At 39.2% G+C, this 15715-nt stretch carries 14 protein-coding genes; 6 read left to right on the forward strand and 8 right to left on the reverse strand.

Going from position 1 to position 15715, the window contains the following annotated elements:
- The first annotated feature begins 5 nt into the window (after positions 1-5).
- The 3 genes from rseP (at position 6) to B2107_RS08365 (ending at position 2408) form a co-directional block, all read left to right on the forward strand.
- Positions 6-1331, forward strand: a complete 1326-nt coding sequence (gene rseP, locus B2107_RS08355; protein ID WP_293954926.1) for an RIP metalloprotease RseP — start codon at positions 6-8, stop codon at positions 1329-1331.
- A 253-nt stretch (positions 1332-1584) separates the two neighbouring features.
- On the forward strand, positions 1585-1788 hold the full coding sequence (locus tag B2107_RS08360) for a YwbE family protein (RefSeq protein ID WP_293954928.1): 204 nt from the start codon (positions 1585-1587) through the stop codon (positions 1786-1788).
- A 248-nt stretch (positions 1789-2036) separates the two neighbouring features.
- Positions 2037-2408 (forward strand): response regulator, encoded by a 372-nt coding sequence (locus B2107_RS08365; protein WP_293954930.1) that lies wholly within the window; start codon positions 2037-2039, stop codon positions 2406-2408.
- A 34-nt stretch (positions 2409-2442) separates the two neighbouring features.
- Here the strand turns inward: B2107_RS08365 and B2107_RS08370 are convergent, their stop codons facing one another.
- From B2107_RS08370 to B2107_RS08405, 8 genes are all read right to left on the reverse strand, one after another.
- On the reverse strand, positions 2443-2655 hold the full coding sequence (locus B2107_RS08370; RefSeq protein ID WP_293954932.1) for a DUF6965 family protein: 213 nt from the start codon (positions 2653-2655) through the stop codon (positions 2443-2445).
- Positions 2656-2680: 25 nt separating this feature from the next.
- The gene (locus tag B2107_RS08375) at positions 2681-4147 is read right to left on the reverse strand and encodes an efflux transporter outer membrane subunit (protein WP_293954934.1); all 1467 of its coding nucleotides are present in this window, start codon (positions 4145-4147) and stop codon (positions 2681-2683) included.
- Entirely contained in the window at positions 4147-7299 is a 3153-nt protein-coding gene (locus tag B2107_RS08380) for an efflux RND transporter permease subunit (RefSeq protein ID WP_293954936.1), read from the reverse strand. The genes B2107_RS08375 and B2107_RS08380 overlap by 1 nt, the downstream gene beginning before the upstream one ends.
- 76 nt (positions 7300-7375) lie before the next feature.
- On the reverse strand, positions 7376-8539 hold the full coding sequence (locus B2107_RS08385) for an efflux RND transporter periplasmic adaptor subunit (RefSeq protein ID WP_293954938.1): 1164 nt from the start codon (positions 8537-8539) through the stop codon (positions 7376-7378).
- A gap of 242 nt (positions 8540-8781) precedes the next feature.
- Positions 8782-9615, reverse strand: coding sequence for an AMP nucleosidase (locus tag B2107_RS08390; RefSeq protein ID WP_293879326.1), 834 nt, complete (start codon positions 9613-9615; stop codon positions 8782-8784).
- 121 nt (positions 9616-9736) lie between these two features.
- Positions 9737-10987 (reverse strand): ATP-dependent Clp protease ATP-binding subunit ClpX, encoded by a 1251-nt coding sequence (clpX, locus tag B2107_RS08395; protein ID WP_293954940.1) that lies wholly within the window; start codon positions 10985-10987, stop codon positions 9737-9739.
- Positions 10988-10989: 2 nt separating this feature from the next.
- The gene (gene clpP, locus B2107_RS08400) at positions 10990-11691 is read right to left on the reverse strand and encodes an ATP-dependent Clp endopeptidase proteolytic subunit ClpP (protein ID WP_209574482.1); all 702 of its coding nucleotides are present in this window, start codon (positions 11689-11691) and stop codon (positions 10990-10992) included.
- A gap of 170 nt (positions 11692-11861) precedes the next feature.
- Positions 11862-12323, reverse strand: a complete 462-nt coding sequence (locus B2107_RS08405) for a type I restriction enzyme HsdR N-terminal domain-containing protein (protein WP_293954942.1) — start codon at positions 12321-12323, stop codon at positions 11862-11864.
- A 263-nt stretch (positions 12324-12586) separates the two neighbouring features.
- Here B2107_RS08405 and holA point away from each other — a divergent pair, with 263 nt between their 5' ends.
- The 3 genes from holA (at position 12587) to B2107_RS08420 (ending at position 15715) form a co-directional block, all read left to right on the forward strand.
- Complete coding sequence (gene holA, locus B2107_RS08410) at positions 12587-13594, forward strand: DNA polymerase III subunit delta (RefSeq protein ID WP_293954944.1); 1008 nt, start codon at positions 12587-12589, stop codon at positions 13592-13594.
- Positions 13595-13797: 203 nt separating this feature from the next.
- The gene (locus B2107_RS08415; RefSeq protein WP_293954946.1) at positions 13798-14415 is read left to right on the forward strand and encodes a TetR/AcrR family transcriptional regulator; all 618 of its coding nucleotides are present in this window, start codon (positions 13798-13800) and stop codon (positions 14413-14415) included.
- Positions 14405-15715 (forward strand): TolC family protein, encoded by a 1311-nt coding sequence (locus B2107_RS08420; protein ID WP_293954948.1) that lies wholly within the window; start codon positions 14405-14407, stop codon positions 15713-15715. The genes B2107_RS08415 and B2107_RS08420 overlap by 11 nt, the downstream gene beginning before the upstream one ends.

Consider the following 15715-nt stretch of genomic DNA (forward strand, 5'->3'; position numbering starts at 1 on the left):
CATACATGGGTGTTTTAATTATGGTCGGACAAGTGATTCTAGGCTTGTCAATTTTAATTGTTCTACATGAGTTAGGACATTTTTTAGCAGCGCGTGCATTTGGTATCAAGGTAGAAAAGTTTTATTTGTTCTTTGATGCTTGGGGAGTGAAATTGTTTAAATTCAATTATAAAGGATGTGAATATGGTATTGGCTGGTTACCATTAGGTGGTTATGTCAAAATTGCTGGGATGATCGATGAGTCGATGGATACGGAGCAATTGAAGGGCGAACCACAGCCATGGGAATTTCGGTCAAAACCAGCTTGGCAACGTTTAATTGTTATGCTGGGCGGTATTATTGTCAATATTGTAGTCGGTGTTATCGTTTTTTGGATGCTGACTTTTAAAATGGGCAATACAGATATCAAAATGGACCAGCTTGTAAACGGTATTGTGCCGGGATCTATTGGGGAGTCCATTGGCTTGAAAGCTGGAGATAAAGTCATTTCAATTGATGGTCACCGTGTCGAAAATTATTCCGAGCTGATCAGTTCTAAAGTATTGATGGGGGGAGTTACCCTTGCTGTTGAACGTGGTGGTGTGACTGAAGATGTCAAAGTTCCAGCCGATTTATTAAATACGCTTTCTGACAAAAAAGGCGAGAAGTTTATTGAGCCCCGAATTAAGACGACCAGCATAGCGGAAGTAGCGCCAGGTTCAGTGGCGAGCAAAATGGGTTTTGTGAAGGGAGATAGCATTATTGCCGTAAATAATATACAGGTTCCTTTCTTTGACCAATTTAGAGCACAGATAAAAGCGAATATCAATAAAACTGTAACAATTAAAGTCGTACGCAAAGGTAATGAAGTTTCCTTGCAAGGAAATGTCCCTGCAGATGCCATGCTTGGGTTTGGTATTAACCGTGATTATTCCATCAAATCTTTTACAACGCAATATACTTTGACAGAAGCATTTCCAATTGGTGCAAAGAAGGCTTTTACAGTGATTACCGATAATGCCAAAGGATTTGGCAAAATTTTCAAAGGCGAAGTGCGTGCTGATAAAGCCTTATCGGGTCCTATTGGTATAGCTACTTTGTTTGGTACTGAGGTGGATTGGATCCGTTTTTGGTCTTTGGTCGGAATGTTGTCGATGGCATTGGCATTTATGAACCTATTGCCTATTCCAGCGCTGGATGGTGGTCACGTATTATTCTTATTGATTGAAATGATACAAGGTAAGCCATTGAGCGAAAAATTTCTGGAAAAGGCGCAGATGGTTGGTTTCTTTATTCTTTTGGCCTTAATGGTATTTATATTCGGAAACGATATTTTTAAGCTATTTAAATAGCTCAAACGATCGCCAGCCGAAGCTGACGGCATGTATCTCATAAAGTAAAGGGGGGCTTTGAATTTGGCCCCCCTTTACTCTATGTTATCGGTACGATTAAAGAAGAAGGTTTCACGTTCTATAATTATCTGCTAGCTGAATTATCCCTTTATATGTTTTCATCGTATATATTTAAGCCTTAGGATGAAGATTTTTACAACAATAAATTCTCTATTTGTATTGCATTTGAAAAACAAATTTTCTAAGTTTGGTCATGGATGGAAGAAATAGAGCAGATATAAAGCCTGGTATGTTGGTGAATATCATCTTAAAAAAAGATCAACGTACTGGAAATCTTACAGAGGGGATTGTGAAGGACTTGTTGACCTCATCCTCTTATCATTCGAGAGGAATTAAAGTGAGATTGATGGACGGCCAAATAGGAAGAGTGGCCGAAATTATTGAAGATGACTTTTAGCAGGTGTTTTACTTATCTTCCGCTCTTTTTTATTTAATCTTTTCTCGTACTATTGATACTGAAAATTTTGCTGCCTATGATGTCCTTTTGAATAAATTCATGTAAAGACTTTGAGTTATTAATAGTGGGCATTTTGAAATAAAACTTGAATAATGACATTATTACCACTAAATTGTTTCTTTATTTTTTATTTTATTACATATTTATATAATATTATTTTTATAATTACTAAATGACGGTTTTTTCAAATGGATATAAAAAATAAATGTACGATTGTCTATGCTGATGATGCTTTAATTCATCATATACTGATGCGTGCTATGACTCAATCTCATTTATTGAATTTGGTTTATTGTGCTTCTAATGGGATGGACTTAATTGACTACCTCCATGACAACGGACATGAGCTTCCTCAGATATGTATACTGGATCTACATATGCCCGTGCTAAACGGAATAGAAACGGCTAAAATAATGAAAGAAAAGTTCCCTTCCGTCAGGATATTCGGTCTAACATCGAGCAGTGATGAAAATGAACGTATGAAAATGCGGGACGCTGGGGCAGAAGAGATTTTTTCAAAGGAGCAGATGCCTTTATTAATGAAACAACTTGCTTCTTGAATATAAAAAGCTGCACAAAAAAGCCTAACATCTGTCAGGCTTTTTCTTTGGTTTCTAAAGCATCCTTGAATTTTAACAACCTAATCCAGGACGGACATTTACTTAAGTCTTTTTTCCATAAGCTTACATGGATAAAGCTTGTGCTTAAGAAGCGTTGAACGTCAAAGACTTGCATGTCTTGCTGTATTTCTAGCGTATCAGGCAGATCTTTGGATCTAAAATATTCTTGTAATTCCTCTGGAGTCATACAACAAAAGTAAAGTTTTAAATCTTTATCTCCAACCTCCGCCAAGCGCGCGGTAAAGATCTACAAATGCATCCAAATGCTGCTGTCTTAACTCCACAAGATCGAGGTCACTGTTTAATGCATTGCTTTGCGCTGTAATCACCTCTAGGTAAGTAGCATATCCGCTTTTAAAGAGTAGGTTCGCATTTTTGACCGCAAGTTGCGCATTATCCACTCTTTCTTTTGCCAGAGATAATTGTTCACGTTGTTTGTCTACTGTAACAACTGCGTTAGAGACTTCGGCTACTGCCTCCACAACCTTTTGCTGAAACTGAATTTCGGCCTTATCTCGTTCCAATTTGGCTACTTCGTATTGTGTTTTTAATGTTCTGTTTTTGAAAATAGGTGTGGTCAAATTTCCAGTTATTCCGCCGAGTAATGCTCCAGGGATATGGAACCAATTTTTTGGAAGCATGCTATTAACGCCTAATACGCCACCAATAGTTAAGGATGGATAACGCATGGCTTGTTGGATATTAACGTTCGCATTGGCAGCCATCAATTGGAGCTCAGATGATCGAATGTCAGGTCTATTGCGAAGAATCTCTAATGGAGAACCGAGGGAGATGTTTTTGCTCTCGGCGAAGAGATGTTCGTAAGAAGTACCTCTATTGATACTGTCTGGTAATTTTCCGGTGAGCGTCTGAAGGGCATTTTCCTGAATGACAATTTCTTTTTCCAGTTCAGGCACAAGGGATGCAGCCAATAGACGTTGAGATTGTGTCTGTTGGATCGCCAAAGCGGTGATTTCACCAGCTTCATATTGTAACCTGATCATGTGGAGCGTACTATCATTTAATTGCACGTTACGCTTAGCGACTTCTATTTTAGCATCAAGCATCAGAAGATTGAAATAGCCTTTTGCTACCGAAGTTATAATGGAGGTTTGTACAGCGTTTTTTGCTTCCTCCGTATCCAAATATTCGGCCAATAGCTGCTCTTGTTTGCTTCCTATCTTCTTCCAGATATCTATTTCCCAGCTAAAGTTAATGTCTGAGCCAAACATTGACTGATAGACGAACATATCTTGCGGTGCTTTTTCACCTTTTTGATCATAGTATTTGGTCAGTGGGCCGCTGCCAAAATCCTGCGATCGCCAAGTCCGGTTTCCATTGGCAATCGTTGCATTTATACTCGGTAGATAATTTGCCTTATTTTGGGATAATAGCCGGTTTGAAATCTGCAGATTTAGTAAGGCGGTCCTCATCTCAAAATTGTTTGACAACGCAGAATCAATTAATAACTTCAACGTCGGATCATGGAAGAAAGATTTCCAATGAATTAGTCCCATACTGGAGGTGTCTCCGAAGAGGTCCAGTGTATCGCCACGAAAATTTTCAGGAAGTTTTACTTTGGGCTGCACATAATCTTTTCCTACTTTACAAGCATTCATCATTCCTAATATGCCTATGATTATACCGACTCCCAAAATGTATTTTTTTATGTTTTTCATTATTCTTCCTCTTGTTTAGCTAATTTATCATGTAGTTTTTCATCCAAGCTTTTAAATTCGACAAATAATACCGGGATGATGAAGATACCAAACGCTACGCCAAATAGCATACCGCCGGCGGCGCTGAAACTGATGGAGTGATTGCCGATGGCTGATGGCCCTACAGTCCACATCAGTGGTACTAGACCGGCTACAAATGCCAAACTTGTCATCAAGATAGGCCTTAATCTAAGCTTGGATCCATTGATGGCCGCTTCGACAATACTCTTACCATTTTTGCGCTCCTGGACTGCGAATTCTACAATTAGAATTGCGTTTTTGGCCAAAAGACCTATAAGCATGATGAGTCCTACCTGAACATAAATATTGTTTTGAAGTCCTACCAGGTTGATGACAGCGAAAACGCCAATCAATCCTACCGGTATCGACAAAAGTACTGCCCACGGAAGGATATAGCTTTCATATTGAGCCGAAAGCAGGAAGTATACAAAAAGAATACTAAGTGCAAAAATCAGCACAGTCTGGGATCCAGATTGGCTCTCTTCGTAACTCATGCCCGTCCATTCAAATCCATAATTCCCAGGAAGATTGCTATCGGCCATTTTTTGGATAGCCTGCATAGCGTCATCTGTACTGTAACCGTCGGCTGTGGTGATATTTACAGCGATAGCATTGTACAGATTATAACGGGTTATGGTTTCGGGCCCCACCGTCTTTTCTAAGGTCAGGAGGGTATTTATAGGAACCATTTCACCTTTGCTATTCCTTACAAAAATTGAATTGAAGGATTCGGGATCTTTACGGAAATCAAAATCCGATTGAACATAAACGCGATACTGGCGGCCAAATCGATTGAAATCACTCGCTTGTACACGTGCAAAGTAAGATCTGATGGTGGACATAAGATCTTTGATATCGACGCCCAGGGATTTAGCTTTCACAGCATCAATATTGACTTCATACTGCGGGAAGTTTGATTTGAAGCTTGTGTAAGCGCTTCGTATCTCTGGTAAGGTATTTAATTGGTTGATAAATGTGTCGGCAATGGTGTTAAAGTCTCTGATATCGCCACCCATCCGATCTTGAAGAACCATTTCAATGCCGGCAAAATCCCCAAAACCCTGCACAGTAGGGCGAGGGAACACTGTAAACGTGGCTTCATTAATCTGGGATAGATCTTTTCTGATGGTATCCATAAAGGCATTGATATTCTGGATATGCTCACGCTTGGCGTGTGGTTTTAGGGTAATGTAACCAGCAGCAAATGCCGGACTTGAACTGCCATCTAGGGCATTAAAACCGGAAACTGTCGTCATTCCATTGATATCCTCCCTTTTCTTTAGAATACTATCGGCACGGTGAAGTACCTCTGTCGTCCGGCTCAATGAGGCACCAGGAGGGAGGGCGATATTGTATGTAATAAAACCGTCGTCCTCGGTCGGAATGAAACTTTTAGGTGTTTTTATCATAAAAAATGCGCCGAGTGCAGTAATCAAAACTAAACCTGTCCAAGCTATTTTTTTGTTCTTGATAAGGACTGTTACCACGGCAACATACCGTAAAGTAAGTCTATCAAAAGACGTGTTGAACGCCTTAAAGAAGCGATTTTTAAACTGATTTATCTTGCTGGTTTTTTGATCGTTGTGATGTTGTGGCGTTTTAAGCAGGAGTGCACATAGTGCAGGGCTTAAGGTCAATGCATTGAGTGCTGAAATCAGAATTGCCGTTGCCAACGTGTAAGCAAACTGTCGATAAAAGATTCCAGCCGGCCCCTCCATAAAGCCAACGGGCAAAAATACGGCGGCCATGACCATCGTTATTGACAGAATGGCACCTGTAATTTCGGACATCGTCGACAATGTCGCAGCTCGGGCTTTTAATCCTGTGCTGTGCATTTTTTCGTGGATCGCCTCAACGACAACAATTGCATCATCAACCACAATTCCAATGGCTAATACCAAGGCAAACATGGTTAGGACATTCAGTGAAAATCCAAAGAGTTGCAGAAAAAAGAACGTTCCTACCAACGATACCGGGATTGCAATAGCTGGAATCAAGGTAGACCTAAAATCTTGTAAGAAAATAAATACAATAACAAATACGAGGATAAAGGCTTCAAAAAGTGTGTGTTCGACTTGATTGATCGATTCGTCGATCTGGTCCCTTACCGAGTATGTCACTTCGTAGTGTATGCCTTTTGGAAATGTTTTTGATTGTTCTTCGAGTACTTTTCTGACGGCAATATCGATATCATGAGCGTTAGAACCACTAGTCTGTGTTAGATTGAGGGTTAGGCCCGGATGTCCATTTACCTTATTATCGCTACTTAGATTGGTCGCTCCGAATTCTATTCTTGCGACATCCTTTAGATAAAGTACTGATCCATCTTCGTTGGTCTTTATTACAATATTTTGGAATTCCTCTGGCGTCGTGAAGCGCCCTTTATGGCGGATCACCGTCTCAAAGGCTTCGTCTGAGGTCTCTCCAAATTTACCAGGGGCGATCTCAAAGTTCTGATCTTTTATTGCGTCAGTGACATCCTGTGGAACCAAGTTGTAAAGGGCGAGCTTTTCGGGGTTTAACCAAAGTCTCATGGCGTAATCCCTAGCCCCTAGGCGGGACACTTGAGCTACTCCATCTACGCGCAGTAAGGGTCGCATCAGGTTAATCTGTGCAAATGCCTGTAGAAAAGTTTCGTCATAGGCGCTATCTTTATGATCGGAGTATAAGTTGATTGTCATGATGACACCGGTTTGCCTCGGCATGACCGTGATACCCGCTTCATTTACTTCCGCGGGAATGGAGCTAATGGCTTTGGAAATCCGAGTCTGTACATTAACTGACGCAATGTCTGGATTGGTTCCTGTTTTGAAATATACAGACACACTTCCAGAGCCTGAGTTGGAAGCAGAGGATTTGATGTAAGTCATATCCTCTACACCATTGATGGCTTCTTCGATAGGTAATAAAACACTTTTCGCCACTGTTTCAGCATTCGCTCCAGGATAACTGAGTGAAACAAGCACGCTGGGTGGGGCAATTTCTGGAAAGCGCGATACGGGCAGCAATTTTAGGCCTACTAAGCCTAAAATAACCAATATAATGGAAACCACCGTGGCCAATACGGGCCTATTTATAAATGTTTTAAGCATATATATAGAATTTTAAACATGCTACTTTCAGCGTAAAGTTTCACGGGTACAAGTAGCATGTAAAAACGATCAATAATTATTTCTGTAAAATTGGGGTTACCGGTGAACCGTCGGTCAATTTGTCAAAGCCGCTAGTAATAACACGATCGTTTTCATTTAAACCTGAATCGACGATGTAGTTGTTTTTACTTTTGCCCGAAAGTTGGATATTTCGTTTCTGTGCCTTATTGTTTTGGTCCAATATATAGACAAAGGTTTTATCTTGCAATTCGTTTACAGCAATCTGAGGTATTTGGAGAACACCTTTCTTAATTTCAGCGATTTTAAGTGTACCGCTGCTTCCAGATCGGAGAATGTTATCATGATTTTGAAAGGTGGCGCGTAAGGAGATTGCTCCCGTGGTACGGTTGATCTGGCCATTGACCGCATCAACTATTCCCTTTTTCGCATATTCTTCACCATCAGCGAGAACTAAAGTCACCTCAGGAAATACAAGTTTTTGATTTTGGTTGTATTTCTTACCCTCTATGCTATCTTTTTTTGCCTGTGCTTTTGAAAAATACAGAAAATCAGATTCATTCATGGAAAAATAAACATACACTTCCTGAATATCGGAAAGATAGGTGAGAGGTTCTTTATCGCCCTTTGATACCAAATTCCCGATACGCTTTGGGATCCGGCCAATGTATCCGCTTACGGGTGCCGTTATAACCGTAAAGTCTTTACTGATCTGCGCTGAGCGTACGGCCGCGATAGCTTGGTCAAGTGTTGCCTTGGCAACTTGATAATCTGACTTGGCAGAAGAAAGTCTGACATCGGAAATAACATCATTTTGAACAAGCGGTTTCAACCGGTCTACTTCAAGTTGTGCATTTTTAAGTTTGGCTTTAGCGACCTGTTCTGTAGCGACCATGTTATTGAGGTTTTCCTGATAGGTGGAAGGATCAACTTTAAATAGCTTTTGGCCTTTTTGTACAAAGGAGCCTTCATCAACATAAATTTCCTGAAGTAGTCCCTCAACTTGGGGGCGAACTTCTACATTTACCTTACCTTCAATTGTCCCCAAATAATCTTTGATGGTAATTGCATCTGATTTTTTTACGGTATAAACCGGTAACGCTACGCTTTTTTCTTTGCTTTTATTTTCTTTTGAAGAACTTGAAGAACAACTTACCTGAGTGGCTAAGGCTGAACAAATCAATAGAGATACGTTGAAAATAGATAATGTTTTTTTCTTCACAATGATTGATTAATTTTTACGATATATGTGTGTGTAATATGAATATTACAATATAAACGTCAAATAGTTTAATTATTGTGAAGATTAACATTTGTTAACATCTCCAATTGGAGATAGTAATTCTTGAATTATTAATCAATATTAATGATTAATAGTTTCACCTGTTTGATAATGAGTTTTTTAGGGAAGGGATACATCATATTTTCCCTCGGAGGAAAATATGATGTTATTAAGATGGATACTTAAAATTTTAGGTGCTTTACGGTCAGCCCGTTATTAATAAGTTGTTTTAAAGCGTCAATTCCTATGCTAATATGCGCTTCTACATATTTCGCTGTAACGGTTACGTCGCTGACAGATGTTTTAACTCCTTCCGGAACCATTGGTTGATCCGAAACGAGCAGTAAAGCACCGGTAGGAATTTTGTTGGCAAAACCGACACTGAATATCGTTGCGGTTTCCATATCAACGCACATCGCGCGGATTGATTTCAAATATTTTTTAAAGGCCTTATCGTGTTCCCAGACTCGTCTATTTGTCGTGTATACCGTTCCTGTCCAGTAATCCCGTTGATGATCCCTTATCGTAGTTGATATAGCCTTTTGCATAGCGAAGGCAGGCAGGGAGGGGACTTCGGGTGGGAAATAATCATTCGATGTTCCTTCGCCACGGATAGCAGCAATCGGTAAAATCAATTCACCCACTGGAATCTTTTTCTTGATCCCACCGGTTTTACCCAGAAATAGTACTGCTTTTGGCGCAATAGCCGATAATAAATCCATAATGGTTGCGGCCATAGGGCTTCCCATACCAAAGTTGATGATAGTGATTCCGCCAGCAGTGACCGATTGCATCGGCTTATCTTCACCGTAAATGGGCGCATTATCATGCATTTCGGAAAACAGCTGTATATATTTAGAAAAGTTTGTCAAAAGAATGTATTCTCCAAACTCTTCTAAAGGTCTTCCCGTATACCTCGGAAGCCAATTGTTTACAATTTCTTCTTTACTTTTTAAACCTGGTGTTATCGGACTATTTACGGTACTTTTGGCACTTTTCTTTTTTGTCATAGTCATTGTATTTAGTTTTTCGAATCTATTATATTCCTATAAACACTCCATTATGGGGATGTTATTATTGTAATATAAGATTTTTAGTTCTTTAAAAAAAAATCCCGTTCAGCTGAACGGGATTTTTTTAAGCGACTTTAAGCTTTTTCAAATCGGACTTCTCGAATTTTTTCTTCGCGTATTCCAGGGTGATTTCCAAAGCTTTTTGTCCCGTCTGCTCTTTTGTTGATGGAATCTCAAACATCGCATCCAGCATAATGGCTTCACAGATACTGCGTAAACCCCTAGCTCCGAGTTTGAACTCATCTGCTTTATCGACAATAAAGGTATAAACATCAGGATCAAATTTTAGTTCGATACCTTCATATTCGAACAACTTCTTATACTGCTTTACCAATGCATTTTTGGGTTCAGTCAAAATGCTTAGTAAAGTTTCTTTATCCAACGGATTCAGATAAGTCAATACCGGTAGACGCCCTATTAACTCTGGAATCAAACCAAAGTTCTTTAAGTCTTGAGGAGTAATATATTTGTATAAGTTATTCAAATCAATTTCCTCTTCGTCTTCATTCATTTTATAACCTACTGTCTGTGTACGTAAGCGGTTTGCAATTTTCTTTTGGATACCATCAAATGCACCGCCACAGATAAAGAGTATATTACTAGTATTTACCGCGATCATTTTTTGATCAGGATGCTTCCGACCACCTTGAGGTGGAACGTTGACCACTGTACCTTCTAGAATCTTCAACAAAGCCTGTTGTACACCTTCACCTGATACATCTCTAGTAATAGAAGGATTATCGCTTTTACGTGCAATTTTATCTATTTCATCGATATAGATGATTCCGCGCTCTGCCGACGCTACATCGTAATCTGCTGCTTGAAGTAAGCGTGTCAAAATACTTTCTACATCTTCCCCAACATAACCTGCCTCTGTCAGCACTGTCGCATCTACAATACAAAATGGTACGTTTAATATCTTAGCAACTGTCTTTGCTAACAATGTTTTACCCGTACCTGTTTCTCCAACGATAATTAGATTCGATTTTTCGATCTCAATTTCGTCTTTATCCACTTTCTGATTTAAACGTTTATAGTGATTATAAACTGCTACCGAAATTACTTTTTTTGCATCATCCTGACCGATCACATATTGATCCAAGTGAGTTTTGATCTCAAAAGGGCGGATCAACTTTAATGCAGTCTGTAATGTTTTGCTTTTTCGTTGTTTTAATTCTTCTGCTAAGATTTCGCCTGCCTGCTGGATGCATCTATCACAGATATGTGCACCGTTGCCTGCAATGAGCATCTGAGCTTCATTTTTGCTTATCCCACAAAACGAACAATGAATGTCTCTATCGTTATTCTTTGCCATTGTTATTTAATATTCTCCTTCTTAGGAAGTAAAATCTCATCAATCATACCGAATTCTTTCGCCTCATTGGCTTTCATCCAGTAATCCCGATCAGAAGATTTTTCTACCCATTCGTAAGTTTGTCCAGAATGATCTGAAATAATGGTGTATAATTCTTCTTTTAATTTCATCATTTCACGTAAGTTGATTTCCATATCGGCTGCGACGCCTTGAGCGCCACCAGAAGGTTGGTGAATCATAACACGTGAATGACGTAACGCTGCGCGTTTCCCTTTCGCACCAGCAACCAAAAGCACAGCTCCCATCGAAGCAGCAATACCGGTACAGATTGTTGCTACATCTGGCGTGATATATTGCATGGTATCATAAATTCCCAGCCCAGCATACACACTCCCGCCTGGAGAATTAATGTAGATCTGGATATCACGTTGTGCATCGGTTGACTGTAAAAACAAAAGTTGTGCCTGAATAATGTTGGCAACCTGATCATCAATGCCGCTGCCTAAAAATATGATGCGATCCATCATCAAACGTGAGAATACATCCATCTGTGCAACGTTCAATTGACGCTCTTCAACAATGTATGGTGTAAGATTTGTAGGAATGCTTGTCTCTGTGCGAGCAATGAAGCTGTCAACGTGTTGACTTCCAATACGGTGATGCTTTACTGCATATTTTCTGAATTCGTTTTTATCTATATTCATCTTTTTATTTTTTTCTGTTCTGTAGGACTAATATAAAACTATATTTTATAAATCAAATAAATTGAAAAGATGTTTTACATCTACTTTACATTTTTTTTGTGGGCTCGACTCACCGCCTGGCGATTAAGGTATAGACTACCTCCCTTTTTATGTGTTTCATGCATAGCTCCTTAGCCAAGTTCGTTATAGCTGGGGAGGTCTTCTAAAAATTCATAGGACTCAGTCTTAAAATTAATTTTACAATAGTAATGATTTATGCCATTGCTCACTACTAAGTAGGGGATGCGATGAACGGTGTTATAATTTGCAATTTGCTCAAACACTTGTTGAGTAATTTTTATATGCGGTGCCTTAAATTCGGCCAAAACGATCTTATGTCCATTGCTGTTGTAAATTAACAGATCACTTCTTTTCTGAAGGTTATTTAATTTTAATCCGCCTTCGATATTCATCAGTGATTTGGGGTAATTTTTATTGAGTGACAGATAGTTTATCCAATGCTGTCTAACCCACTCTTCTGGAGTTAAGACCAGATTCTTTTTTCTGAGCTCATCAAAAATGTAAATCGCATTGTTTTTTTGGGATATTTTAGCTTTAAATGGAGGTAAGTTCAGTGGAGTGGGTGAAAACATGAACAAATGTACTAAAATTTTGGTAATACTAATAAATTGCCTAGTTCGGAAATATGCTGTTTTTTTTATAAACTCTGTCTTTCTACGGCAAAGAAGTAAACCAACCGCGCTAGTTTGCCAGCTGCATTTTCTCGCCTTTAAAGCAGTCAATTACTGCAAAGCTAAGTAATGAACAGAGATATAAAAGTATAACTTTGGGAAGTTCCGGTTTGATTTGCTATTAAAATTGTAATTTTGCTTCTCATGCACGCGCGTTTTTACATATGAACATACATCCGATCTTATCCGATATTAAAAATAGGGTTTTTAATCCCGTATATCTATTGCAGGGGGAGGAAAGCTATTTTATCGACACCATTGCTGAAGCGCTTGAAGCGACGGTATTGACCGACGCCCAAAAAGGCTTTGACCAATCCATTTTTTATGGAAAGGATGTTGATATGTCTACAATAGTCAATTCGGCTAAACGATATCCTATGATGAGCGATAATCAGGTTATCATTATTAAAGAGGCGCAAGAGTTAAAATGGAAGTCCGATACCGAGGAGCTGTTGACCAAGTACCTGGAGCATCTTACGCCAACGACTATTCTTGTTTTTTGCTATAAACATGGCAAATTTGATAAGCGTAAAAAAATTTACAAAGTCTTTGAGAAAGCAGGATTGGTGATTGATGCTGCTAAACTTTATGATGATAAGGTAGCGCCCTGGATCGGATCCTACATGAAAGACGCAGGTTGGCGTATTCATCCCCAGGCTAGCGTACTGATTGCAGATTATCTCGGTAATGACTTGTCCAAAATATCCAATGAACTGGATAAGCTTATGCTCAATGTTCCCAAAAATCAGGAAGTGAGTACGGATGACGTCGAACGTAATATTGGTATTTCTAAAGATTATAACGTGTTTGAATTAAATACTGCATTAGCAAAACGGAATGCCTTAAAAGCGTATCAGATTGTCGACTATTTTGTGGCAAATCCCAAAAATAATCCTTTGGTTATGGTCATCGGTCAAGTGGCGACCTACTTTACTAAAATTCTAAAATATCATTATCTTATTGATAAGACCGTCGCCGCAAAAGAATTAGGTGTCCATCCATTCTTTTTGAAAGAATATGAACTTGCGGCAAGAAATTACAACCGTAGAAAAACGTTCGACGTGCTCAATGTTCTAAAAGAGACTGACTTAAAATCGAAAGGTGTTAATGTTCCAAGTAACTTTAATAGCGCAGAGATTCTCAAAGAGATGATCTATCGGATACTCAATTAAGTAGCCAAACCGAGTATTAAATAAACAAACAGACTTGCTCAGCTCTAAGACACCCGTCAAGGTGTCTTTTTTTTACATAAATTTAATAATTAAACATTTGTTTAAATTAAACGTTTGTTTAAATTTGTCCCGCATTTAATAGCACTGCGATTCGTTTCGTTGCTTAAGATGCGATTGTATCTTTAAAGAGGTAGTTGTTTATAATGGAATTTAACGAAAAACAGATTGATATACTGCTAGCAGCAGAGCGTCTTTTTGCAACAAAAGGGTTTGATGGAACTTCCGTCCGTGATATCGCCAATGAAGCGAATGTCAATGTGGCGATGATCAACTATTATTTTGGTTCTAAAGACAAGCTATTGGATACTTTCTTTGAATGGCGTGTTCCCGATTTCATGATCAATGTGGATGAACTTGCGGGTATTGATCATGCGTTGGATAAAATTGATGCGATGGTGGATCGATCAATTAAATCGATGAACTCTCACCGAAAGCTATATCACATTATTACCATCGAAAGTTCACTAAAGCAACGGATGCTTATATCTGAGGCTTTTAGGAAACTCAAATTACACAATTTAGAAGTGATCTCTTCCGTCATCAGTGATGGGGTTGCTCAGGGGGTATTTAAAGCGGGGTATGATCCAATTTTGATTCACTCGATGATGATGGGAACTTTTATGAATTTCCAGATGAACCATAGCTTTTTACAGGATCAGTTGCATATCAATAATGATAAAGATTACGCACATTATATAGAAACAACTTTGACAGAATTTATACAGAAAACAATTAAAGCTTTATTGACATATGAAAAATAAGTTGGCCAATTTAAGTGCTTTATTACTTCTAAGTCCCATGGGTTTGTTGGCACAAGACAATAAGCATATGACTTTGGAAGAGATAATTCACTTGGCCGCAAATCAAAGCGTGGAAGCGAAGTCCGCTGATACCAAGATATTCGGAAGGCAGCTCGAAGTCGAAACTGCCAAATCAAAGCAACTTCCCGACGCAAAATTGGGTGGACAATACATGGCCATGACTACTCCAAATGTGAATTTAAAGTTGGCATTGGGTGAGGGAGGGGCTACGCCGGATATTGCAGCAAATCAATTGTGGTTAGGACAGGCTTCGGTAAGCCTGCCAATCTATACCGGTGGCAGAATTAAGGGCGGCATTGATATTGCAAAGGATGTATTGAAAGCTGAGGAATACAATGCTGTAGCGAGCAAAGAACAATTGGCTATACGTGCAGTAAATCTTTATTTGAGTCTTTATAAGGCTCAGCAAACAAATTTGTTGATTGCTGAAAATATCAAGCAGTCGGAGCAACGTGTTTCGGATTTTAAAGCAATGTTGGATAATGGTTTGATCGCACGTAATGACTTATTAAAAGCAGAACTGCAGCTTTCAAACTATCAGGTTTCGCTTCAGGAAGCACAGAAAAATATCAAGGTGCTGAATTATCAATTGGCTAACTTCTTGAAAATTGATGAAGATACCCAACTGGATCAGATCAATTTGGGCGAAGTCACAGGTGTGGATTTGGGCTTAAAAGCATCATATGATGCAGCAAAAACCTCGCGCTCAGATCTAAAATCGATGGAATCGCAACGTTTGGTTGCTGAAGATCAGCTGAAAGTCACAAAAGCGGCTGCCATGCCAACTGTTGCTGCAACTGCTGGATACAATGCTTTTGGTCTTCAAAAGGTGGTTACCGTTACGAATGCTGCCATGGTTGGCATCGGCGTTTCTTACGATATCGGTTCGCTTTACAAAAATAAAAGGGAAGTGAATGTGGCAAAAAACCGTATCAAGGAAATCGATGAACATATTGAACTATTAAATGACAGGGTAAAAGTTCAAGTACAGCAGGCCAACGAAAACTACATGTTGGCACAGAAGCAGGATGTAGTATATCATCAGGCGCTGGATCAGGCAGTTGAAAATTATCGTATTACCAAGGATAAATATGACAACGGTATTGCAGATACAGATGATTTGTTGACGGCAGATGTACAGCAACTTCAAAGTAAAATAAACCTCGCGATCAGCAAAGCAAACACAATCGAAAAATATTATGACCTTCTATTGGCAAATGGGTCGTTAAACATCAAATAG

This window comes from Sphingobacterium sp. UBA7855 (assembly GCA_002500745.1).
In the GTDB taxonomy this organism is placed as follows: domain Bacteria; phylum Bacteroidota; class Bacteroidia; order Sphingobacteriales; family Sphingobacteriaceae; genus Sphingobacterium.